Source organism: Streptococcus infantis (assembly GCF_047465035.1).
GTDB lineage: Bacteria > Bacillota > Bacilli > Lactobacillales > Streptococcaceae > Streptococcus > Streptococcus infantis_T.
The window spans coordinates 28972-54024 of record NZ_JASHAQ010000006.1; the positions used below are offsets into that span (position 1 = coordinate 28972).

At 40.8% G+C, this 25053-nt stretch carries 17 protein-coding genes; 15 read left to right on the forward strand and 2 right to left on the reverse strand.

Annotated elements, in window-relative coordinates:
* The first annotated feature begins 105 nt into the window (after positions 1–105).
* The 6 genes from QM406_RS03860 (at position 106) to polA (ending at position 8124) form a co-directional block, all read left to right on the forward strand.
* On the forward strand, positions 106–2079 hold the full coding sequence (locus tag QM406_RS03860) for a DHH family phosphoesterase (protein WP_414273472.1): 1974 nt from the start codon (positions 106–108) through the stop codon (positions 2077–2079).
* Positions 2076–2528 (forward strand): 50S ribosomal protein L9, encoded by a 453-nt coding sequence (gene rplI / locus QM406_RS03865; protein ID WP_000864204.1) that lies wholly within the window; start codon positions 2076–2078, stop codon positions 2526–2528. The genes QM406_RS03860 and rplI overlap by 4 nt, the downstream gene beginning before the upstream one ends.
* A gap of 42 nt (positions 2529–2570) precedes the next feature.
* Positions 2571–3929, forward strand: coding sequence for a replicative DNA helicase (gene dnaB, locus QM406_RS03870; protein WP_049548884.1), 1359 nt, complete (start codon positions 2571–2573; stop codon positions 3927–3929).
* Positions 3926–4192, forward strand: a complete 267-nt coding sequence (locus QM406_RS03875) for a Veg family protein (RefSeq protein ID WP_000128621.1) — start codon at positions 3926–3928, stop codon at positions 4190–4192. The genes dnaB and QM406_RS03875 overlap by 4 nt, the downstream gene beginning before the upstream one ends.
* A gap of 100 nt (positions 4193–4292) precedes the next feature.
* Positions 4293–5426 (forward strand): N-acetylmuramoyl-L-alanine amidase family protein, encoded by a 1134-nt coding sequence (locus QM406_RS03880; protein ID WP_371608095.1) that lies wholly within the window; start codon positions 4293–4295, stop codon positions 5424–5426.
* 64 nt (positions 5427–5490) lie between these two features.
* The gene (polA, locus tag QM406_RS03885) at positions 5491–8124 is read left to right on the forward strand and encodes a DNA polymerase I (RefSeq protein WP_414273473.1); all 2634 of its coding nucleotides are present in this window, start codon (positions 5491–5493) and stop codon (positions 8122–8124) included.
* Between the two features lie 117 nt (positions 8125–8241).
* Here polA and QM406_RS03890 read toward each other — a convergent pair whose 3' ends face one another.
* On the reverse strand, positions 8242–9690 hold the full coding sequence (locus QM406_RS03890; RefSeq protein WP_223140384.1) for an APC family permease: 1449 nt from the start codon (positions 9688–9690) through the stop codon (positions 8242–8244).
* Positions 9691–10114: 424 nt separating this feature from the next.
* Positions 10115–12199, reverse strand: coding sequence for a GH92 family glycosyl hydrolase (locus tag QM406_RS03895; RefSeq protein ID WP_414273474.1), 2085 nt, complete (start codon positions 12197–12199; stop codon positions 10115–10117).
* Positions 12200–12371: 172 nt separating this feature from the next.
* Here QM406_RS03895 and QM406_RS03900 point away from each other — a divergent pair, with 172 nt between their 5' ends.
* The 9 genes from QM406_RS03900 to QM406_RS03940 all read left to right on the forward strand — a co-directional run bounded on the left by QM406_RS03900 (position 12372) and on the right by QM406_RS03940 (position 24960).
* Positions 12372–13652, forward strand: coding sequence for a glycoside hydrolase family 125 protein (locus QM406_RS03900; protein ID WP_414273475.1), 1281 nt, complete (start codon positions 12372–12374; stop codon positions 13650–13652).
* 86 nt (positions 13653–13738) lie between these two features.
* On the forward strand, positions 13739–16384 hold the full coding sequence (locus QM406_RS03905; protein WP_414273476.1) for an alpha-mannosidase: 2646 nt from the start codon (positions 13739–13741) through the stop codon (positions 16382–16384).
* 83 nt (positions 16385–16467) lie between these two features.
* Positions 16468–17337, forward strand: a complete 870-nt coding sequence (locus tag QM406_RS03910) for an ROK family protein (RefSeq protein WP_414273477.1) — start codon at positions 16468–16470, stop codon at positions 17335–17337.
* Positions 17331–19211 (forward strand): beta-N-acetylhexosaminidase, encoded by a 1881-nt coding sequence (locus QM406_RS03915; protein ID WP_414273478.1) that lies wholly within the window; start codon positions 17331–17333, stop codon positions 19209–19211. The genes QM406_RS03910 and QM406_RS03915 overlap by 7 nt, the downstream gene beginning before the upstream one ends.
* Positions 19212–19324: 113 nt before the next feature.
* Positions 19325–20440 (forward strand): DUF4767 domain-containing protein, encoded by a 1116-nt coding sequence (locus QM406_RS03920; RefSeq protein ID WP_414273479.1) that lies wholly within the window; start codon positions 19325–19327, stop codon positions 20438–20440.
* A gap of 214 nt (positions 20441–20654) precedes the next feature.
* The gene (locus QM406_RS03925; RefSeq protein WP_001032155.1) at positions 20655–21584 is read left to right on the forward strand and encodes an ABC transporter permease; all 930 of its coding nucleotides are present in this window, start codon (positions 20655–20657) and stop codon (positions 21582–21584) included.
* A 13-nt stretch (positions 21585–21597) separates the two neighbouring features.
* Complete coding sequence (locus tag QM406_RS03930; RefSeq protein WP_414273480.1) at positions 21598–22518, forward strand: carbohydrate ABC transporter permease; 921 nt, start codon at positions 21598–21600, stop codon at positions 22516–22518.
* A 109-nt stretch (positions 22519–22627) separates the two neighbouring features.
* Entirely contained in the window at positions 22628–24106 is a 1479-nt protein-coding gene (locus QM406_RS03935; RefSeq protein ID WP_414271083.1) for an ABC transporter substrate-binding protein, read from the forward strand.
* A gap of 164 nt (positions 24107–24270) precedes the next feature.
* Positions 24271–24960, forward strand: a complete 690-nt coding sequence (locus tag QM406_RS03940) for a lysostaphin resistance A-like protein (RefSeq protein ID WP_414273481.1) — start codon at positions 24271–24273, stop codon at positions 24958–24960.
* Positions 24961–25053 lie beyond the last annotated feature (93 nt).

Here is a 25053-nt window from a genome sequence, read left to right on the forward strand (position 1 = left end):
CACTTTTTAGTTTGGATATTTTACGATTATCTGAATATAGGGTTCCCTCTTTAAAAGTCGCTTTTTGGCTACATTTGTGGTATAATAATGCGCAAGAGGTTTGTAATGAAAAAAAATGAAATAAATCCCTTTTTTATGTATCTGATTGCTATGGTAACCTTTACGATTATGACCATTTTGATTGTATTAGTAAAGGATAATCTGATCACTATAGCAAGTCTATTTTTATTTATTGTATTCTATGTTTTGCTATTTAATTTCCAGAAAAAATATTACAAAAAAACAGATATCGAGCAAATCCAGTATGTCAATCATCAGGCTACTGATAGTTTGAGTGCCCTCCTAGAGCAAATGCCTGTCGGAGTTGTTAAATTAAACATGAACAGCAGTGAGATTGAATGGTTCAATCCCTATGCGGAATTAATTTTAACAACTGAGGATGGAGAAATTGATTTTCCTCAATTTCAAAAGATTTTAAAGAGTTCGATTTCTACTCCAGGGGCTTATGCCATTGTTGGGGAGAAACGATATGCAGTGCATTTAGATAGAAATTCAGGTGTCTTATACTTTTTTGATGTTTCTGGTGAGTATGAGGCTACTGCTGAGCTTGTGACAAGTAGACCGGTAATCGGGATTATCTCAGTTGATAACTATGATGATTTGGAAAATGAAACGTCTGAATCAGACATTAGTCATATTAATAGCTTTGTTGCAAATTTTGTTTCAGAATTTAGTACAAAACATGCCATGTTTTCTCGTAGAGTGAGCATGGATCGCTTCTATTTATTTACGGACTATACCGTACTTGATCACTTGATGCAGGATAAATTTTCTGTGATTGATACCTTTCGTGAGGAAGCTAAGCAACGAAATTTGCCACTAACGATGAGTATAGGAGTTTCCTATGGTGATGGGAATCATGACCAGATTGGGAAGGTTGCTCTCCTCAATCTCAACTTAGCGGAAGTTCGTGGTGGTGACCAAGTAGTTGTAAAAGAGAATGATGAAACCAAAAATCCAATCTACTTTGGAGGTGGTTCAGCAGCATCTGTTAAACGAACTCGGACACGAACTCGTGCTATGATGACAGCTATCTCAGATAAACTTAAAAGTGTCGATCGAGTTTTTGTTGTTGGTCACAAGAATCTTGATATGGATGCTCTTGGTTCAGCAGTTGGAATGCAGTTGTTTTCGAGTAATGTACTAGAAGATAGTTATGTGGTTTATGATCCTACACAGCTGTCTCCAGATATCGCTCGAGCGGTCAATTATTTGGAAGATGAGGGTGTTTCAAAACTTCTTCCTTTAAATCAAGCGATGACAATGGTTACCAAACGCTCCTTACTGGTGATGGTTGACCATTCTAAGACAGCTTTAACATTATCCAAAGAGTTTTATGACTTGTTTACCCAGACGATTGTCATTGACCATCATCGTCGTGACCAAGATTTTCCAGATAATTCGGTCATTACCTATATCGAGAGTGGAGCTAGTAGTGCTAGTGAACTAGTAACAGAATTGATTCAATTTCAAAACTCTAAGAAGAAACGTTTGAGTCGTATTCAGGCTAGTGTTCTTATGGGGGGAATGATGTTGGATACTAAAAATTTCACCTCTCGGGTAACTAGTCGAACTTTTGATGTTGCAAGTTATCTCAGAACGAGAGGGAGTGATAGCATTGTCATTCAGGAAATTTCAGCTACTGATTTTGAAGAATATCGATTGGTAAATGAACTCATTTTGCAGGGGCAAATGGTACAGCCATCAATCCTGGTTGCTCAAGCTTTGGAGGATAAAGAGTACGATACGGTTGTTATTAGTAAGGCTGCTGATGCTATGCTTGCCATGTCTGGTATAGAGGCCAGCTTTGTACTTGCTAAGAATAGTCAAGGAGCAATCTCCATTTCTGCGCGAAGCAGAAGTAAGATCAATGTCCAGCGAATTATGGAAGAGTTAGGTGGCGGTGGTCACTTTAACTTAGCTGCAGCGCGGTTGACAGATATGAGCCTGCAAGAAGCAGGAGATAAACTGAAAACAGTTATTTTTAATGAAACAAAAGAAAAGGAGTCAGAAGAATGAAAGTAATCTTTTTAGCAGATGTTAAAGGTAAAGGGAAAAAAGGTGAAATTAAGGAAGTGCCAACTGGATATGCACAAAACTTTTTAATTAAGAAAAACCTTGCTAAGGAAGCTACCGCTCAAGCTATTGGTGAGTTGCGTGGTAAGCAAAAATCAGAAGAAAAAGCACATGCAGAGATGCTTGCAGAAGCGAAGGAAATTAAAGCAAAACTGGAAGCAGAAGAAACAATCGTTGAATTTGTTGAAAAAGTTGGTCCAGATGGACGAACTTTTGGATCTATTACCAACAAGAAAATTGCAGAAGAATTGCAAAAACAATTTGGTATTAAAATTGATAAACGCCACATTCAAGTTCAATCACCAATCCGAGCAGTTGGTTTGATTGATGTTCCGGTTAAGATTTATCAAGATGTAACAAGTGTAATCAATCTTCGAGTCAAGGAAGCTTAATTTACGATTGGTTGACAATATTGTAAAAGGAAGGAAAGTCTGATGGCAGAAGTTGAAGAACTGCGTGTTCAGCCTCAAGATATCCTGGCAGAACAATCTGTTTTAGGAGCCATTTTTATTGATGAGACTAAACTCGTTTTTGTCCGAGAATATATCGATTCACAGGACTTCTTTAAGTATGCTCACCGTTTGATTTTTCAGGCTATGGTTGATTTATCTGATCGTGGAGATGCTATTGATGCAACCACAGTTCGGACGATACTAGATAGTCAGGGTGATTTACAAACTATTGGAGGCTTGTCTTATCTGGTTGAGATTGTCAATTCGGTGCCAACCTCTGCCAATGCGGAATACTATGCTAAAATTGTAGCAGAAAAGGCTATGCTTCGACGTCTAATTGCTAAGTTGACAGAGTCTGTAAACCTAGCCTATGAAGCTTCTCAACCTGCGGACGAAATTATCGCTCGTGCAGAAAAAGGCTTGATTGACGTTAGTGAGAATGCCAATCGAAATGGCTTTAAAAATATTCGCGATGTATTGAATATCAACTTTGGGAATTTAGAAGCTCGTTCGCAACAGACTTCAGATATCACGGGTATTGCGACAGGTTATCGAGATTTAGATCACATGACGACAGGTCTGCATGAGGAAGAATTGATTATTTTGGCAGCTCGTCCTGCGGTTGGTAAGACAGCCTTTGCTTTGAATATTGCGCAAAATATCGGAACCAAATTAGACAAGACAGTTGCTATTTTCTCTCTGGAAATGGGTGCTGAAAGTTTGGTCGATCGTATGCTGGCTGCGGAAGGCTTGGTAGAGTCGCATTCTATCCGTACAGGGCAATTGACTGAGGAAGAATGGCGCAAGTATACGATTGCTCAGGGTAATCTGGCTAATGCAAGTATCTACATTGATGATACACCAGGGATTCGGATCACAGAAATTCGCTCTCGTTCCCGTAAACTGGCTCAGGAAACAGGTAATCTAGGCTTGATTTTGATTGACTATCTTCAGCTGATTACAGGGACTGGTCGAGAAAATCGTCAACAAGAAGTATCTGAGATTTCCCGTCAGTTGAAAATCCTAGCAAAAGAACTCAAAGTTCCAGTTATAGCTCTTAGTCAGCTTTCTCGTGGTGTAGAGCAACGTCAAGATAAGAGACCAGTTTTGTCTGATATTCGTGAATCTGGATCTATTGAGCAGGATGCTGATATCGTAGCCTTTCTCTATCGTGATGACTATTATGAGCGCGGTGGTGAAGAGGAGGAAGGCATTCCAAATAATAAAGTAGAAGTGATTATCGAGAAAAACCGTAGCGGTGCTCGCGGAACGGTAGAATTGATTTTCCAAAAAGAATATAATAAATTTTCAAGTATTTCGAAGATGGAGGAAGCAAGATGACAGACGCATTTACAGATGTGGCTAAAATGAAAAAAATCAAAGAAGAAATTAAGGCGCATGAGGGACAAGTGGTAGAAATGACCTTAGAAAATGGTCGTAAACGCCAAAAAAATCGTTTGGGAAAACTAATTGAGGTTTATCCATCGCTCTTCATCGTTGAGTTTGGAAATGTTGAAGGAGACAAACAGGCAAACGTCTATGTTGAATCTTTCACCTATTCAGATATTTTAACAGAAAAGAACTTAATTCATTATTTAGATTAAGGATATTCATGAAAGTGGGAAGTTTCTCACTTTTTTCTTTTTCTTTCGAATGATATAGATGAGGTCAACCTCAAAAATCTAATTATTTGAAGGAGAATGAATGACATTTACTAAAGCAGGACATAAAAAGGGAACTTTTCTCAGAAAGACAGCTGTAGGATCAGCTTCACTATTACTAGCAGGAGCTTTTTTGTTTGGTGGAGGAGCTGTTCATGCTAATCAGGTAAATGGTGGATCACTAGCACGTGGAGATGATTATCCCTATTATTATAAAAATGGGAGTCAGGAGATTGATAAATGGCGCATGTATTCTCGTCAGTGTACTTCTTTTGCAGCCTTTCGTTTGAGTAATGTCAATGGTTTTGAAATTCCGGCGGCTTATGGAAATGCTAATGAATGGGGATATCGTGCTAAACGAGAAGGTTATCGCGTAGATCAGCGCCCAGCAATTGGTTCTATCGCTTGGGATACGAGTGGACAGTATGGTCATGTCGCTTGGGTATCCAATGTTTTTGGTGATATGATTGAAATTGAAGAATACAATTATGGAGTCAGAGAAAGGTACAATCGACGAACGGTAAAGGCCAATTCTATGACTGGATTCATTCATTTTAAAGATGTGGGGAATACTAGCTCAGGAAATTATCAGTTATCACTCGTATCTAGTGGGACACATATTTTTACAGAAAAAGCAGCCATTATGGATCAGCCATCACTAACAGCAACGATTATCGATTATTACTATGCGGGAGAAAGTGTGCATTATGATCAAACTCTTGAAAAAGATGGGCATAAATGGATTAGTTATATTTCACGAAGCGGGAACAGACGTTATATCCCCTTAACTAAAACAAGTAGCTCTAAAAATGGTTGGGAAAAAGAAGGAACTGTTTGGTATTATTATGAAAATGGTCAGAAAGCAGTCGGTTGGAAGAAGATTAATGGAAACTGGTATCATTTGCAAGCTGATGGTACAATGACGACAGGCTGGTTAAAAGATGGTTCTAAGTGGTATTATCTGAAGTCGTCTGGCGAAATGCAGACAGGCTGGTTAAAGGATAATGGAACATGGTACTATCTTGAAAGCTCAGGTGCTATGAAGGCTAGCCAGTGGTTTCAGGTTTCAGGGAAATATTACTATGTGAATGCATCGGGAGCTTTAGCAGTCAATACGACTATCGATGGTTTCCAAGTTGATAGCAGTGGTGCACGAGTAGAAAATCCAGCATCATAAGTGTTATTCAGTATTTGGGCTCTTCCTAATGGTATTTTTCCCTGCTTTCCTTTATAATGGGTGTATGGACAAGAAAAAATTATTACTAATTGACGGATCTTCAGTTGCTTTTCGGGCATTCTTTGCACTTTACCAGCAACTGGATCGTTTTAAAAATGACAATGGACTACATACCAATGCAATCTACGGTTTTCATTTGATGCTAAATCACCTGTTGGAGCGTGTTCAACCGAGTCATATCTTGGTTGCTTTTGATGCGGGGAAGACGACTTTCCGTACAGAGATGTATGCAGATTATAAGGGTGGTCGTGCTAAGACTCCGGATGAGTTTCGTGAGCAATTTCCTTTTATTCGTGAGTTGCTAGACCATCTGGGAATTCGTCATTATGAGTTGGCCCAGTATGAAGCAGATGATATCATTGGAACTCTTGGTCGTTTGGCTGAAAAGGATGCTTTTGATGTAACTATCGTCAGTGGAGACAAGGACTTGATCCAGTTGACAGATGAACATACAGTGGTTGAGATTTCTAAGAAAGGTGTAGCTGAGTTTGAGGCATTTACACCAGAATATCTCATGGAAAAGATGGGCATCACACCTGCTCAGTTCATTGATCTTAAAGCCCTCATGGGAGATAAGTCAGATAATATCCCTGGCGTAACCAAGATTGGTGAAAAGACTGGTATCAAGCTCTTGTTAGAACATGGCTCGCTCGAAGGTATTTATGAAAACATCGATAGTATGAAGGCTTCTAAGATGAAGGAAAATCTCATCAATGATAAGGAGCAAGCCTTTCTGTCTAAAACACTGGCGACGATTGATACGAAAGCACCGATTGAAATCGGCCTAGATGATTTGGTTTATAGTGGTCCAGATGTGGAAAATCTCGGGAAATTCTACGATGAGATGGGCTTCAAACAGCTCAAGCAGGCTTTAAATGTATCATCAGCTGATGTGGCTGAGAGTTTGGACTTTACTATGGTTGACAAATTCAGTCAAGATATGCTAAGTGCGGACTCCATCTTCCACTTTGAACTCTTTGGAGAAAACTACCATACAGATGACTTGATTGGCTTTGCCTGGTCTTGCGGAGACAAACTCTATGCTACAGATAAGCTGGAACTTCTGCAGGAGCCGATTCTTAAGGATTTTCTAGAAAAAACACCTCTGAAAGTATACGACTTTAAGAAAGCAAAAGTCCTCTTAAATCGCTTTGGTTTGGACTTGCAGGCTCCTGCTTTTGACAGTCGTTTGGCCAAATACCTTCTCTCTACTGTCGAGAATAATGAAATTTCAACTATTGCTAGTCTCTATGGTCAAACTTACTTAGTCGATGATGAAACTTTCTACGGCAAGGGTGTCAAGAAAGCTATCCCTGAGCGAGAGAAATTCTTGGAACACTTAGCTCATAAGGTTGCTGTATTGGTTGAGACAGAGCCTGTTCTACTTGACAAGTTAAGCGAAAATGGGCAATTAGATCTCCTTTATGACATGGAGCAGCCTCTGGCTTTTGTCCTTGCTAAGATGGAAATTGCTGGGATCAAGGTAAAAAAAGAAACATTGCTCGAGATGCAGGCTGAAAATGAGCTCGTCATCGAAAAGTTGACGCAAGAGATTTATGACCTAGCTGGTGAGGAGTTTAACATCAACTCGCCTAAGCAGTTGGGCGAATTGCTTTTTGAAAAGCTAGGCCTCCCTATAGAATACACCAAGAAAACCAAGACAGGTTACTCAACAGCAGTGGATGTGTTAGAGCGCCTAGCTCCGATTGCCCCAATCGTCAAGAAAATTTTAGATTATCGTCAGATTGCTAAGATTCAATCGACTTATGTGATTGGTTTGCAGGATTGGATTTTAGCGGATGGCAAGATTCACACGCGCTATGTGCAAGATTTGACTCAGACAGGGCGTCTGTCTAGTGTGGATCCAAACTTGCAAAATATTCCTGTTCGCTTGGAACAAGGTCGCCTCATTCGTAAGGCTTTCGTGCCAGAGTGGGAGGATAGTGTCCTTCTCAGCTCTGACTATTCACAGATTGAGTTGCGAGTTTTGGCGCATATCTCTAAAGATGAGCACTTAATCAAGGCCTTCCAAGAGGGAGCTGATATCCATACCTCGACAGCCATGCGTGTCTTTGGAATTGAACGTCCTGAGGATGTGACTCCAAACGACCGTCGCAATGCCAAGGCTGTCAACTTTGGAGTGGTTTACGGAATTTCAGACTTTGGTTTATCCAATAACCTAGGTATCAGCCGTAAAGAGGCTAAAGCATACATCGACACTTACTTTGAACGCTTCCCTGGTATCAAAAATTACATGGATGAAGTGGTTCGTGAGGCGCGTGATAAGGGTTATGTGGAGACTCTCTTCAAACGTCGTCGTGAGTTGCCAGATATCAATTCGCGTAACTTTAACGTTCGTGGTTTTGCAGAGCGTACAGCTATCAACTCACCTATTCAAGGATCGGCTGCAGATATTCTCAAAATCGCCATGATTCAACTAGATAAAGCATTGGTAGAGGGTGGTTATCAGACTAAGATGCTTCTACAAGTACACGATGAAATTGTTCTTGAAGTGCCTAAGTCAGAATTAGCTGCCATAAAAAAACTCGTCAAACAAACCATGGAAGAAGCCATTCAACTCAGTGTACCCCTGATTGCTGATGAAAATGAAGGCGTGACTTGGTACGAGGCCAAGTAAAAAATAGACTATTAAACAAAAAGAAATCCCCTTGAACGTTACTGTTCAAAGGGGATTTTTGCTGATAAAATTCTTGCAAGCAGAGATAAAAGCGATTTAATCTAGCTAGTAGTAGACTTACTTGATTTGTTTCTTTTGTTCTTTTTTGGCAAGTACTGGTAGAATCACACCTAATCCAATCAGAATAATTGGGGTCAAGATGTTTGTAAGAAGCGAGAATTGCCAAGCAGTTGGATTTTCAGCGTAGTTAATTTTTGGAACCATACCAAGGATACAAGCAAAGGCAGTAAAGAGGAAGCACCAAGTACCGATAATAAAGCCAAGTTTAGGATTATTCACAAACTTGTATTCGGCATTTTTGTATGTCTTCCAAGCACGATTGAGCATCATATAGGCAAGGAATACCCAGAGGTAACGCATTGGCATTACGATCGAATTGAGGTTGGTCATCCATTTTACAAGTCCGTCAATTTCCTGAATACCAAAAATTGGGAGTATGATGATAAGACTAACGAGGACGCCTGTAAGGAGGTAACCGTTAATGAGGACACCTTTCTCAGTACGTTTACGAAGCCAGCTTGGGATATAGTTCTCATCAGCATTATTGAGAAGGATTTGTAATGGTGCATCAATAGAGAAGGCAAGTGCTGCGATTTGTCCGACCATGTTTGTAAGAGCGTAGATCACGACAAAGAGGTTTCCAACTCCCCAAGAATTTCCTAACATTTGGAAGGCTTGATAAGCACCATTACGCATGAGGTCTTCAGGGATATTATTGCCATCAAATAGCATTCCCATGGCAACTGATCCGAGGATAGCAGAGAGCCCCACCATGATGGCCATGACAATCATACCTTTTGGAAATTCTTTTGCAGGGTTGCGAGTTTGATTCACATAAGGGGAAATTTTTTCACAGCCACCAACTGCAAAGACTAGTAGTGAGATTGTTGTAAAATAAGAAAAATCAAAGTTTGGAATGTAGGTGCTCAGTTGATCCATGTGTGGTGTAGCAAACTGAATATCTGGCTTGATGAAAGGCAGACCGACAGCCAAAAGCACGAAGAGTAAAGACATAATCAACATAGCACTTCCCGCTAAGCTACCAATGACTTTTAGAGTTGCCAATCCTTTTGTAGAAAGGTAGAGGAAAAGTCCAAAGATTAGCAAGCAGAGAATAACGATCCAGTGGATGTCGATTTGTTTAAGGAATTGTCCATTACCTTGCAAGGCCCAACCAAGCGGAATTAGAATTCCTTGAGGTTTTTGTGCGAGATAAGGGATATGCACAACCCAGTAGGTCCAAGCAGCAAAGTAAGCTAAACGTTTGGTTGATGTTTTTTCAACCCAGTCACTAACACCGCTTCCGCTTTCCTTAAAGGTAGAACCCAGTTGTCCAACGATGAGGGAATAAGGGATGAAGTAGAGTGCGAGGATCAAAATCCAAGATACGACGACTGAAATTCCCTGTTGAGAATAGTTGTTGACGACGTTTCCTAGCCCCCAAACCATGTTGAAGGCAATCAGAGAAACCATCAGCCAATTAAGTTGGTGTTGATCTTTTTTCATAATGTCTCCTTTTCTATTAATTTCAGTATATCATGTTTTTTTGAAAGCGCCTAACAAAATCCGAAATTTACTATAAAAAATGTAGGGGTATTTATCAGCTGGAGTTTGTACTTGAGTAAAAGTTATACACAATTTGTGGATAACTTTGTGAAATAAAAAATTGTTTTCCAAATGTTAGTTTAGAAAAAAGAGATAGAATGTATGAGTTGAGTACTAAGCTAGTCAGTTATAAAGACTGATAGGACAGGATATTGAGGGTGTTTTAGTTTAGGATGTCAAAAAAATGGTTGAGAGAAATCGTTTGGAAGTACATGAAATTAATTTGAAAGTTGATTGAAAGTTATACACAATCTGTGGATAACTTTGTGGAGGATTTGGTATAAATCAGAAAATCCCTTTGTACATGACAAAGAGATTTGGCTTATTAGTGATTTGGTAACCAGCTGAGGGTAAAGTCGAGAGATTGGGCGTTTAGCAAATCCTGGTGACCAATACTCTGAACTTCTTTTCCGTCAAGATGGCAGTCTTGTACAAAGTGGAAGTGTTCATGATTTTGTTGCGTACGAATATCCAACCACTGGTTTTTTTCTGCAAGATAGACACGAAGGTGATCAAAGAGCGGAATCCCAAGATCATAGCTTGCTTTTCCTGGGCAGGTCGGGTAAAGTCCAAGGGCAGACCAGACATACCAAGCCGATAAACTACCGTTATCCTCATCTCCTGGATAAGCATCCCAGCCAGCTCGGAAGGCTTTTTGACGGAGAGTCTTAATTAAGAGACTGGTATATTGGGGATAATTACTGTAGCGGAACAGATAAGGGATGTGGAAACTTGGTTGGTTTGAAATGGCTAGTTGACCAAATGGCGCTGTTGCCATTTCGCTCATCTCGTGAATTTCATATCCATAACCCGTCGTTTCAAAGAGTGGGATACTTTGACAAGCTTTTAAGAGATAGTTGCTAAAGGCTTCTTTTCCACCCATTAGTTGACTAAGTCCAGAAATATCGTGTAAGACACCGAGACTGGCTTGGATGGCTGAACACTCAGCATAATCACGGCCCCAACTGTAAGGAGAAAAGTCAGGACGGAAGTTACCATCTACATCACGCGCCCTCATGTAACCCGTCTCAGAGTCAAATAGGTTTTGATAATTCTTAGCATATTGAGCATAGGCTTGTGCCAGCTCTTCTTGATCTAATTTTGCTGCGCAGGTAGAGATGCAAAAATCACTGTAAGCATAGTCCAGTGTATGACTGACACTTTCATGGAAGTCCGTGGATAGGTATCCTAGCTTTTGGTATTGGGCCAGGCCGTGTCGTCCGTTGATAGCTTTTGGATCTGCCTTAGTAGCAGTTTCAATCATGGCTTTGAGAAATTCTTCCTCAAGCTCAGGTGCCATGTTTTTGCAGGCGCTATCTGCAAGAAGACCATCAATCAAAGTGCCAGGCATCATTCCTCTTTCATCAGGGGCAAGCCACTTAGGAAGATATCCAGTGTCGCGGTAGCTATTGAGGAAGCCTTCAAGGAACTGACGATAGTGCTCTGGAATAATCAAGGCAAAGAGTGGGAATGAAGTGCGGAAGGTATCCCAGAAACCATTATTGGTAAAGAGAAGACCTGGTTTAATTGTTCCTGAAGCGAGGTCTATATGAATCTCTTCTCCCTGTTCACTCACCTCATAGAAGGTTTGCGGGAAGAGAAAGAGTCTGTATAGACAATGATCAAAAAATGTTCGGTCTACAGAGCCGGTTTCCACGACATCAAAACGGCCTAGAAAATCTTCCCAACTTTTTTTGGCGTCTGCTTTTGTTTCTGTAAAATCCTGTTTAGGAAGATTAAAGAAAGCTTGTTCTTTGGAAATAAATGAAGTGGCCAATTGAATCTGAGTTTCCGATTCAGCCAAGTCAATACGCCAGTCTTGCCCAACTTGCTTGACAGATAGAATATCCGTAGAGAATGTGAGGGAAGTATACATGACGAGAGGACTTTTGTTGGTTTCGGTTTCACCTTCTTGTCTCAGGGCCAGAGTTCGCTTATCGACTTGTTCAACTGTCAGTTCATCTGCTGCGTGAAGATAGAGGGAGAGGGCTTTTCCTTGTATCTGTCTTAGTTGAATAGAAGCCCCGTAGCAAGTAGGACTTAGCTGCGTTTCAATCTGATAACGCTCAGAAAAAATCTTTAGAAAATGAGGATTGAAAATAGCACGATCAAGGTTATAGGAAGACTGACGATGGAAGAGGGTGTCGCCAGTGATTTCTCCTGTAACAGGAGTCAGTAGCAACCAAGAGTAGTCCCCAATCCAAGGACTAGGCTGGTGAGTTAGTCGAATACCCTGAAAGATAGGAAGATGGGGATCAAAGAACCAAGATCCTTCCTGGTCACTAGTCTGGGGTACAAAGTAATTCATGCCAAAAGGAACACCTGTGTAGGGTAGGGTGTTTCCTCGTGAAAATGCATGTTTACTGGCTGTTCCAGAACGCGTATCAATGGTTTCAAGTATCGGTTTCATAGTGGTTTCCTTCAGTAGTTTTCTACATTATATCAGAAAAAGGATACTTTTAGAAAATGACTTCAAAATATAACAATTTTGTAGAATAATGACTAACATTTGTGTATATATTTTCTGGACTAAAAGCTATATACTGAAAATGAAAATTTGTTTGAAAGAGGCAAAATAGTTTATGGTTTATTCAAAAGAAATTGTCAGAGAGTGGCTAGATGAGGTAGCAGAGCGTGCCAAGGAGCATCCTGAGTGGGTTGATGTCTTTGAACGTTGCTATACAGACACCTTGGACAATACAGTTGAGATTTTAGAAGATGGCTCGACCTTTGTATTGACGGGAGATATTCCAGCTATGTGGCTTCGTGACTCGACTGCCCAGCTTAGACCATACCTTCATGTGGCAAAAAGAGACCCTCGTTTGCGCCAGACCATTGCTGGCTTGGTTAAACGCCAGATGACTTTGATTCTCAAGGATCCCTATGCCAACTCTTTTAATATTGAGGAGAACTGGAAGGGTCATCATGAGACAGACCATACAGACCTCAATGGCTGGATTTGGGAACGTAAGTATGAAGTAGATTCGCTTTGTTATCCATTGCAATTGGCTTATCTTCTGTGGAAAGAAACAGGAGAAACTAGTCAATTTGATGAAACCTTTGTTACAGCGACTAAGGAAATCCTTCATCTCTGGACGGTGGAACAAGACCACAAGAACTCTCCTTATCGTTTTGTTCGGGATACAGACCGCAAGGAAGATACTCTGGTAAATGATGGCTTTGGACCTGATTTTGCAGTGACAGGTATGACTTGGTCAGCCTTTCGTCCAAGCGATGACTGCTGTCAGTATAGCTATTTGATTCCATCCAATATGTTTGCAGTGGTTGTCTTGGGTTATGTGCAGGAAATCTTTGCAGAATTAAATCTAGTAGATAGCGAAAGTATTATTGCTGATGCCAAACGACTCCAAGCTGAGATTCAAGAAGGAATCGAAAATTATGCCTACACAACAAACAGCAAGGGCGAGAAAATCTATGCCTTTGAGGTAGATGGTTTAGGAAATGCTAGTATCATGGATGATCCAAACGTACCAAGCTTATTAGCCGCTCCGTATCTGGGTTACTGTGATGTTAATGATGAAGTCTATCAAGCAACTCGTCGCACTATCCTGAGCCCTGAAAATCCATATTTCTACCAAGGAGAGTACGCAAGTGGACTCGGAAGTTCACATACCTTCTACCGCTATATCTGGCCGATTGCCCTTTCTATCCAAGGATTGACAACGACGGATAAGGCAGAGAAGAAATTCTTGCTAGATCAGTTGGTTGCCTGTGATGGTGGAACAGGTGTGATGCACGAAAGCTTCCACGTGGACGATCCGACACTCTACTCACGCGAATGGTTCTCGTGGGCCAACATGATGTTCTGCGAATTAGTCTTGGATTACTTGGATATCCGCTAATGAGCTTTTGCTCGACAGATTCTTGTACAGAATCACAAGTTTATATTTAAAACATTAAAAATTTAAGTTAGAATGAGGTTTTACTCATGGAAAATGTTGTTGTACATATCATCTCTCACAGTCACTGGGATCGTGAGTGGTATTTACCGTTTGAAAGTCACCGGATGCAGTTGGTGGAACTTTTTGACAATCTGTTTGATCTTTTTGAAAATGACCCTGAATTCAAGAGCTTCCACTTGGATGGACAAACCATTGTCCTTGATGACTATTTAGAAATTCGCCCTGAAAACCGTGACAAGGTGCAACGTTATATCGACGAAGGCAAATTGAAGATTGGGCCTTTCTATATCTTGCAGGATGATTACTTGATTTCCAGTGAAGCTAACGTCCGCAATACCTTGATTGGACAAGCGGAATGTGCTAAATGGGGCAAATCAACTCAAATTGGTTATTTCCCAGACACCTTTGGAAATATGGGGCAGGCTCCTCAAATCCTTCAAAAATCAGGTATTCACGTAGCAGCCTTTGGTCGCGGTGTCAAGCCAATCGGATTTGATAACCAAGTCCTTGAAGATGAACAGTTTACCTCTCAATTTTCTGAGATGTACTGGCAAGGGGCTGATGGTAGTCGTGTTCTCGGGATTCTTTTTGCCAACTGGTACAGTAATGGAAATGAAATTCCAGTTGATAAAGATGAGGCCTTGACCTTCTGGAAACAAAAATTGTCAGATGTGCGTGACTACGCATCGACCAACCAATGGTTGATGATGAACGGCTGTGACCACCAGCCTGTACAGAGAAATATTAGTGAAGCCATTCGTGTAGCCAACGAACTCTTCCCTGATGTGACCTTTATTCATAGCTCCTTTGACGAATATGTCCAAGCAGTGGAAAGTGCACTTCCTGAACACCTATCAACGGTTACAGGTGAGTTGACTAGTCAGGAAACGGATGGTTGGTATACTCTTGCTAACACCTCTTCATCCCGTATTTACCTCAAACAAGCCTTTCAAGAAAATAGCAACTTGTTAGAGCAGGTTGTGGAACCGTTGACCATCATCACTGGCGGTCATAACCATAAGGATCAATTGACCTATGCATGGAAAGTGCTCTTGCAAAATGCGCCACACGATAGCATCTGTGGATGTAGTATTGACGAAGTTCACCGTGAAATGGAAGTTCGTTTTGCCAAGGTTAATCAAGTCGGGAATTTTGTTAAGACCAATCTTCTTAACGAATGGAAGGGTAAATTAGCTACTCAAAATGCGCAAAGCGACTACCTCTTTACCGTTGTCAACACAGCTTTACATGACAAGGTTGATACAGTTAGTGTTGTAGTGGATGTGGCTACTTGTGATTTCAAAGAATTGCATCCGACTGAAGGTTACAAGAAGATGGCAGCCGTGACCTTACCAACCTACCATGTTGAAGATTTGGATGGTCATGTCATTGAAGCTAAGATTGAAGACTTGGGAGCAAGTTTTGGTTATACTTTACCAAAAGACAAGTTCCGCCAACCCTATATTGCTCGTCAAGTGCGCGTGACAATCCCGGTCCACCTTGCTCCGCTTTCTTGGGCAAGCTTCCAATTAGTTGAAGGCCAAGTAGAATACAGAGATGGTATTTATCAAAATGGAGTCATTGATACCCCATTCGTAACAGTGAGTGTAGATGAAGGAATTACAGTTTACGACAAGACTACGAATGAAGCCTACGAAGATTTCATCCAATTCGAGGACCGTGGAGATATTGGTAACGAGTACATTTACTTCCAGCCGAAAGGAACTGAGCCAATTTATGCTCAACTGAAAGGTTATGAAGTCTTAGAAAACAATGCTCGCTATGCCAAAATCTTGCTCAAACATGACTTGACTGTTCCAGTTAGCGCAGATGAAAAATTGGATGCAGAACAAAGAGGTATCATCGAGTTCATGAAACGAGATGCAGGTCGTTCAGAAGAGTTGACAACCATTCCTCTTGAAACAGAAATGACTGTCTTTGTGGACAATCCACAGATTCGCTTCAAGACTCGCTTTACTAATACAGCCAAAGACCACCGCATTCGTCTCTTGGTGAAAACTCATAACACTCGTCCAAGCAATGCTTCTGAAAGCATCTATGAAGTTGTGACAAGACCAAATAAACCAGCAGCTTCTTGGGAAAATCCTGAAAATCCACAACACCAACAAGCTTTTGTCAGCTTGTATGATGATGTTAAAGGAGTGACCGTATCCAATAAAGGATTGCACGAATATGAAATTCTTGGAGATGACACCATGGCTGTAACCCTTCTTCGTGCTTCAGGCGAACTCGGTGACTGGGGCTATTTCCCAACACCAGAAGCTCAGTGCTTGCGAGCTATCGAAGTTGAGTTTGCAGTAGAATGTCACCAAGCAGGGGAACGCTTCTCCGCTTTCCGTCGTGCCAAAGCCTTCCAGGTGCCATTTACAGCTCTTCAAGTTGCAAAACAAGAGGGGAGCGTTGCAGCAACGGGTAGCCTCTTTAACCATCCGGCACTGAACTTGCCACAAGTCTGCCCGACAGCCTTTAAGGTAGCTGAGAATGAAGAAGGTTATGTCCTTCGTTACTACAACATGAGTCAAGAAAATATCCGTGTGTCTGAAAAACAACAAACCATTCTTGACTTGTTGGAACGCCCATACCCAGTCCATTCAGGACTATTGGCACCACAAGAAATTCGTACAGAATTGATTCAAAAAGAAGAAATTTAGTTTCAAAAAGTAAACATAAACAGAAAGGAGGAGCGAAAAAGTAAGAACCAACTGCTGATTCGCTCCTTTTGCAGGTGAAAGCAATGACCATTGCAACGATTGATATCGGAGGGACTGGCATTAAGTTTGCTAGTCTAACTTCTGATGGAAAGATTTTAGATAAGACCAGCACTCCAACTCCAGAAACTCTAGAAGATTTCTTGGCTTGGTTGGACCAACGCTTGTCAGAACAGGACTATCGTGGGATTGCTATGAGTGTTCCAGGAGCGGTCAATCAAGAAACAGGAGTGATTGAGGGAATTAGTGCCATTCCTTACATCCATGGATTTTCATGGTACCAGGCCCTTGCTCATCACCATCTACCTGTCCATCTAGAAAATGATGCCAACTGTGTTGGACTTAGTGAACTGCTAGCTCATCCTGAAATTGAAAATGCCGCCTGTGTTGTCATTGGCACAGGGATTGGCGGGGCCATGATTATCAATGGCAAGCTTCACCGTGGTCGCCATGGCTTGGGTGGTGAGTTTGGCTACATGACCACCATCGAACCAGCAGAAAAACTCAATAACTGGTCACAACTAGCTTCTACAGGAAATATGGTTCGCTATGTGATCGAAAAGTCTGGTCAGTCAGACTGGGATGGCCGTAAGGTTTACCAAGAGGCTGCAGCAGGCAATGTCCTTTGCCAAGAAGCCATTGAGCGTATGAATCGTAATCTAGCTCAAGGACTACTCAATATTCAGTACCTGATCGACCCAGATGTCATTAGCCTAGGTGGCTCTATCAGTCAGAACCCAGATTTTATCAAAGGGGTGCAAAAAGCAGTAGACGCCTTTGTGGAAAGATATGAAGAATATACAATTGCTCCAGTCATTCAAGCTTGCACCTATCAGGCAGATGCCAATCTCTACGGTGCCCTTGTCAACTGGTTACAGGAGGAAAACCAATGGTAAATTTTACCGGAATTAGCAGTAAACAACAGCAAGCTATAGACTTACTTCAAAAGCACATTTCTCTACCAGATGTAGAAGTGGCAGTCGTTCAGTCTGACCAAGCTTCTATCTCTATCAAGGGTGAGGGCGGAGAATATCAATTGACTTATCGCAAATCTCACCAACTCTATCGCGCCTTGTCTGTTCTCGCAACAGCTTTAGCAGAAGGTGATAAGGTGGAGATTGAGGAGCAAGCGGCTTATGAAGATTTAGCCTACATGGCTGACTGTTCGCGAAATGCGGTTCTAAATGTTGCATCTGCCAAGCAGATGATTGAAGTCTTGGCTCTCATGGGTTATTCAACCTTTGAGCTCTACATGGAAGATACCTATCAGATTGAAGGGCAACCTTATTTTGGTTATTTCCGTGGAGCTTATTCAGCTGAAGAGTTACAGGAAATTGAAGCCTACGCTCAACAGTTTGACATGACCTTTGTACCATGTATTCAGACCTTAGCCCACTTGTCAGCTTTTGTTAAATGGGGTGTCAAGGAAGTGCAGCAACTTCGTGATGTAGAGGACATTCTCCTCATCGGTGAAGAAAAAGTCTACGATCTGATTGACGGTATGTTTGCTACTTTGTCTAAACTACAAACTCACAAGGTCAATATCGGGATGGACGAAGCTCACTTGGTTGGTTTGGGACGTTACCTTATCCTAAACGGTGTGGTGGACCGTAGTCTTCTTATGTGCCAACACTTGGAGCGTGTGCTGGATATTGCAGACAAGTATGGTTTCCACTGCCAGATGTGGAGCGATATGTTCTTTAAGCTCATGTCAGCAGATGGCCAGTACGACCGTGAGGTGGAAATTCCAGAAGAAACTCGTGTTTACCTTGACCGTCTCAAAGACCGTGTGACCTTGGTTTACTGGGATTATTACCAAGATAGCGAGGAAAAATACAACCGAAACTTCCGTAATCACCACAAGATTAGCCAAGATATCGCCTTTGCAGGTGGTGCCTGGAAATGGATTGGTTTTACACCACACAACCAATTTAGCCGCTTAGTAGCTATTGAAGCCAATAAAGCCTGCCGTGCCAACCAGATTAGGGAAGTCATCGTGACTGGCTGGGCAGATAATGGTGGAGAAACAGCCCAGTTCTCTATTCTACCAAGCTTACAGATCTGGGCGGAACTCAGCTACCGCAATGATTTAGAGCGTCTATCTGCTCATTTCAAGACCAATACAGGCCTATCGGTTGAGGACTTTATGCAACTTGATCTTGCCAACCTATTGCCAGACCTACCAGGTAATATACATGGTATCAACCCCAACCGCTATGTCTTTTATCAGGATGTTCTCTGCCCAATTCTTGACAAGCACATGACACCTGAACAAGACAAGCCACACTTTGCCCAAGCAGCTGAGACTCTTGCTGACATTAAAGAGAAAGCTGGGAACTATGCCTATCTCTTTGAAACTCAGGCTCAGTTGAATGCTATTTTAAGTAGTAAGGTTGATGTGGGACGACGCATCCGTCAAGCCTATCAAGCAGGCGATAAAGAGAGCTTGCAACAAATTGCTAGAGAAGAATTACCAAAACTCCGAAGCGAGATTGAAAACTTCCACAAGCTCTTTAGCCAACAATGGCTAAAAGAGAACAAGGTCTTTGGCTTGGATACAGTGGACATCCGTATGGGTGGACTCTTGCAACGCATCAAGCGCGCAGAAAGCCGCATTGAAAACTACCTAGCAGGCGAAATCTCGCGTATCGACGAACTAGAAGTAGACATCCTGCCATTTAATGATTTCTACGGAGACAAGGACTTCGCAGCAACAACAGCCAACCAATGGCATACTATTGCGACAGCTTCGACTATTTATACAACATAGGAAATTTATAACAGATAGCTAAACATCTCCTTTTAAATAAATGGAGATGTTTTTTGATTTGGAGATAGGGAAGGAGTATAATGAAAGTATAAGGATAGTTTGGAGGTCTGACCATGAAAAAGCTACTATTAGTCCTAGCTGCGATTTTGTTAGTTCTATCTGCCTGCCACAAGACGATAGAAGATAGCGTAACTAGTTCGTTAACACCAAAAAACCAACAAACCAAGGAAGTAACCAACTATTTTCACTACCTAGCAGATTCCTATCAAAAGGCTCTTGCGCACGAAAAAGAAGTCAAGGATGCAACTGTTCAATCACCTATGGCTGCTACTCTTGTAGCCATGGAAGAGCTTCAACTATCTAATCTGACTGGCCAAGCCTTGATTATGAAGAACTACTCGGATTTTCAGAAGCTAATCCAATACAATACCGAAAAGTGGCAGGAAGAGTTTGCAAGCTGGGCTTCTTCTATGGGGCAGTCCTATCATAGACTAGAGCATAGAAACTTTGACGAAAAAAATGAACTCATCAAAAAAATAGAAACAACAACTGTTTCTCAGAAAAGAGTCAAATGGAATGTTTTTGGAGTATCGAGTGACAATGCCTATGATTACTTGGTTTTGGATGCCTACTATGACGATCAAGCCAGACATTTCTACCTATTTACACTCAAGGATGGGCAAGCGCAGGTTTTGTATGCTGATAAGGCACTAGAAACTATCAGTGCTGCGAATTTTGAAGAGACTGAAAACACAGATTTAGCGCAAGGTTTTAAGGAATTTCTCTTAAAAACGGGCGTAACTACAGAGAATGAGTCAGACACAGACAATAGTGCTCTAACAGACAAGATAAAAATAGCCATGGAATCTTACTCAGATAGTAAGGGTGAAAGATATAAGTCGACTAACCTAGCAACATATGGTCACTATTATGGACTTGTAGTCCCAGATCAGATTATGCAATTTGGACAAGTGGATGGAGAGAATTATACTTTTAAATGGCATGGCTATACTGTTGGTTTTGGTGAAAAACGATTTGAAATCTTGGCCTGTTATGTGAATGAAGCAGGGACAGAAGTGATTCTCTTTGGCTACAAGGATGGTCGCCCTACTATTTTACATACTGAGGGGGAACCAGAGATTTATAAAAACGAAGCAGGTGCTATTATAGATGCCCAGGTTCATTTTGTTGATTTTCACCAACCGATATTAGAACAAGTTTTCAAGTAACAAATATGGGCAACACCTCTTGCAAGCAAGACGTTTCTCGTGAAACATCCTTCTTATATAAAAAAGTTCTCCACATAAAATAATTTGTGGAGTTTTTTCTATAATTAGTAGTTTAAACTATCCTTAAAATAAGAGTATACTATTTTTGTAAACGTTATCAAATCTAAAAATTGTGAGATTATCAAGTTTTAGAAAAATAAAAAGGGAGGAAATTATGAACAAGTTTTCAAAAACCTTGAGAGATAACTGGATTTTTCTCTTAATGGTTCTACCAGGGACACTTTGGTTGATCTTATTCTTCTACATCCCGGTATTTGGAAATGTGGTTGCCTTCAAAGACTACCATATGACTGGTGAAGGATTCGTCCACAGTATTATAAATAGTAAATGGGTCGGACTAGACAACTTCAAGTTCTTGTTTAGTTCAAAAGATGCCTTTGTTATCACTCGAAATACTGTTCTTTACAACCTTGGCTTCATCTTTATCGGTTTGATTGTATCGGTTGGTATTGCCATTATCCTTAGTGAACTTCGCTCTAAGCAAATGGTTAAAATCTACCAAACATCTATGTTGTTCCCTTACTTCTTATCTTGGGTTATCATCAGTTTCTTTACAGATGCTTTCCTAAACATCGATAAAGGGGTTATCAACCACGCCTTGGAAGCTCTTGGCATGAAGGGGATTAACTTCTACGCTGACATCAGTATCTGGCCTTATCTTCTCCTCTTCCTAGGTATTTGGAAAGGCTTTGGATACAGTAGTGTTATGTACTATGCAACAATCATGGGTATTGATCCAACCTACTACGAAGCAGCAACAGTGGATGGTGCTAGCAAATGGCAACGTATCCGCAACGTAACCATCCCTCAGTTAACACCACTTGTGACAGTATTGACCATCCTTGCAGTCGGAAACATCTTCCGTGCAGACTTCGGTCTCTTCTACCAAATCCCTCACAATGCTGGTCAGCTCTATAGTGTAACAAACGTATTGGACGTCTATGTCTTTAACGGTTTGACTCAGACAGCAGATATCGGTATGGCTTCAGCAGCAGGTCTCTACCAGTCAGTCGTTGGTTTGATTTTGGTTATCCTATCAAACTTACTAGCACGACGTGTAGATCCTAACTCAGCCCTATTCTAGAAAGGAGGAGCATATGGCAAAAAAAGTTCAAAAAGCAAAAATTGATAATGTTGGCATACACTCCTTCAGCAAGAAAGCAGATATCTTCTTTAGTATCATATCTGGTTTGCTAGCCTTCTCTTGTATCTTGCCTTTCATCTTTGTTATCATTATCTCAGTTACAGATGAGAAGAGTATCGTTCAATATGGATATAGCTTCTTCCCATCACAATTTGGATTAGATGGTTTTGAGTTTTTGGCTCAGTTTAAAGATAAGATTTTACAAGCGCTCTTTATCTCAGTATTTGTAACAGTAGTTGGGACATTGACAAACGTCTTTATCACAACAACTTACGCCTATGCCATCTCACGTTCAACATTTAAGTATCGTAAATTCTTTACAATCTTCGCTCTCCTCAGTATGTTGTTCAATGCTGGTTTGGTACCAGGCTATATCGTAGTGACTCAATTGCTTCACCTTGGTGATACCATTTGGGCCTTGATCGTTCCGATGCTTCTCTCACCATTCAACATCATGTTGATGCGTTCCTTCTTCAAGAAGACCATCCCAGAAGCAATCCTCGAGTCAGCTCGTATCGATGGAGCGAGTGAAGCTCGTATCTTCTTCCAAATCTGCTTGCCGCTCTCACTACCAGGTATCGCAACGATTACACTATTGACAGCGCTTGGATTCTGGAATGACTGGTTTAACGCCCTTCTTTACATCAAGAGTGACAACTTGTATCCATTGCAATATTTGCTCATGCAAATTCAAAACAACATGGATTACATTGCCAAGTCAGTTGGTATGTCAGGACAACTTGCAGTTGCCCTACCAAAGGAAACAGGTCGTATGGCCATGGTTGTAGTTGCAACCCTACCTATCGCGATTCTCTATCCGTTCTTCCAACGCTACTTTGTAAAAGGTTTGACCATCGGTGGTGTTAAAGAATAAGGAAATCTGAGAAACCGTGTTTCTCCCCTAACCTTGATTTTTCTAGCTAAGAAAAATCAACAATCTCAACTTGTTAATAACTTTAAAAATAAAAAAAGGAGTTTTTATAATGAAAAACTGGAAAAAATATGCTTTTGCATCTGCTAGCCTTGTAGCTTTAGCTGCTAGCCTTGCTGCTTGTGGAAACCTTAAAGGAAACAACCAAAAAGCTGCTGACTCAGCTTCAGGTGACAAAACTGTTATCAAAATGTACCAAATCGGTGACAAACCAGATAACTTAGATGAATTGCTAGAAAATGCAAACAAAATCATCGGAGAAAAAGTTGGCGCTAAATTGGATATCCAATACCTTGGTTGGGGTGACTACGGTAAGAAAATGTCAGTTATCACTTCATCAGGTGAAAACTACGATATCGCATTTGCAGATAACTATGTAGTAAACGCTCAAAAAGGTGCTTATGCTGACTTGACAGAATTGTACAAGAAGGAAGGAGCTGATCTTTACAAAGCACTTGACCCAGCTTACATCAAAGGGAACACTGTAAATGGTAAGATCTACTCAGTGCCAGTTGCAGCCAACGTTGCATCTTCACAAAACTTTGCTTTCAACGGCCCACTTCTTGAAAAATATGGCATCGATATCTCTGGTGTAACTTCATATGAAACACTTGAACCAGTCTTGAAACAAATCAAAGAAAAAGCTCCAGATGTAATGCCATTCGCTGTTGGTAAAAACTTTATCCCATCAGAAAACTTTGACTACCCAGTTGCAAATGGTCTTCCATTCGTCATCGACCTTGAAGGCGACACTACTAAGATCGTTAACCGTTACGAAGTTCCTCGTTTCGTAGAACACTTGAAGACTCTTCACAAATTCTATGAGGCAGGATACATTCCAAAAGACGTAGCAACTAGCGATACTTCATATGATCTTACTCAAGATACTTGGTTCGTACGTGAAGAAACAGTAGGACCAGCTGACTACGGTAGCAGCTTGCTTTCTCGTGTTGCTAACAGAGACATCCAAATCAAACCATTTACTAACTTCATCAAGAAAAACCAAACAACTCAAGTTGCTAACTTTGTAATCTCAAACAACTCTAAGAACAAAGAAAAAGCAATGGAAGTGTTGAACCTCTTGAACACTAACCCAGAACTCTTGAACGGCCTTGTTTACGGTCCAGAAGGCAAGAACTGGGAAAAAGTTGCAGGTAAAGAAAACCGTGTTAAAGTCCTTGACGGATACAAAGGAAACACTCACATGTCAGGATGGAACACTGGTAACAACTGGATCCTTTACATCAACGAAAACGTTACAGATGAACAAATTGCACAATCTAAGAAAGACTTGGAAACTGCAAAAGAATCTCCAGCGCTTGGATTTATCTTTAACACTGACAACGTGAAATCTGAAATCTCAGCTATCACTAACACTATGCAACAATTCGATACAGCTATCAATACTGGTACTGTAGACCCAGAAAAAGCTATTCCAGAATTGATGGAAAAACTTAAATCTGAAGGTGCTTACCAAAAAGTATTGGATGAAATGCAAAAACAATACGACGAATTCTTGAAAAACAAATAATCTCAAGAACAATTGATTTCGTGTATTCATTCCTAAAAGATGCGATCACTGCCTTGTCTGGATATTTCCAGACGGGGTGGTGATTCTTTTTACAGTATTTGCATATAATTATCTGTATTTAAAATCAGATATTTACTCTTACATATAACGTTGGACACAGACATATGAAAAAATACCATCTACTCTTTAAAATCAGTGCAATCTTATCTTACTTATTTTTCGTATATGGACTCTCTCAGCTAACACTGGTGGTCCAAAACTACTGGCAATTTTCTTCTCAGATTGGGAATTTTTTCTGGATTCGAAATCTTATCAGTCTTGTCTTTATTGGCCTCATGATTTGGATTTTAGCCAAGGCAGGATATGGCTACCTTTTTGTTATTCCAAAGAAAAAATGGCTATGGTATACAGTTTTGACGGTTTTCGTAACTGTACTTTACATATCTTTTAATTTCCAAACAGCTAGACATGTACAATCAACTTCTGAAGGGTGGGCTGTGTTGATCGGCTACAGTGAGACAAATTTTGCTGAGTTGGGTCTCTACCTATCCTTATTTTTTCTAGGGCCTCTGATGGAAGAGTTGATTTATAGAGGATTGCTCCAACATGCCTTCTTTAAAGATTCGAAATTTGGGCTTGACCTGATTCTTCCTTCGGTTTTATTTGCTCTTCCTCACTTTACAAGTTTTCCCAGTGTACTAGATATTCTTGTTTTTGCGACGTTTGGAATCCTTTATGCGGGTCTAACTCGCTATACCAAGAGTATCTATCCCGGTTATATCGTTCATGTTATCAATAATATCGTAGCAACCTTACCATTTTTGTTAACCTTTCTTCACCGAATATTTAGCTGAAACAAGATCTGAAAATGGTCTTGTTTTTCAATTTTCGGTCAAATAAATTGCATTCGCTTTCTTGGGAGAGTATACTGGTATAGTTGAATAAAA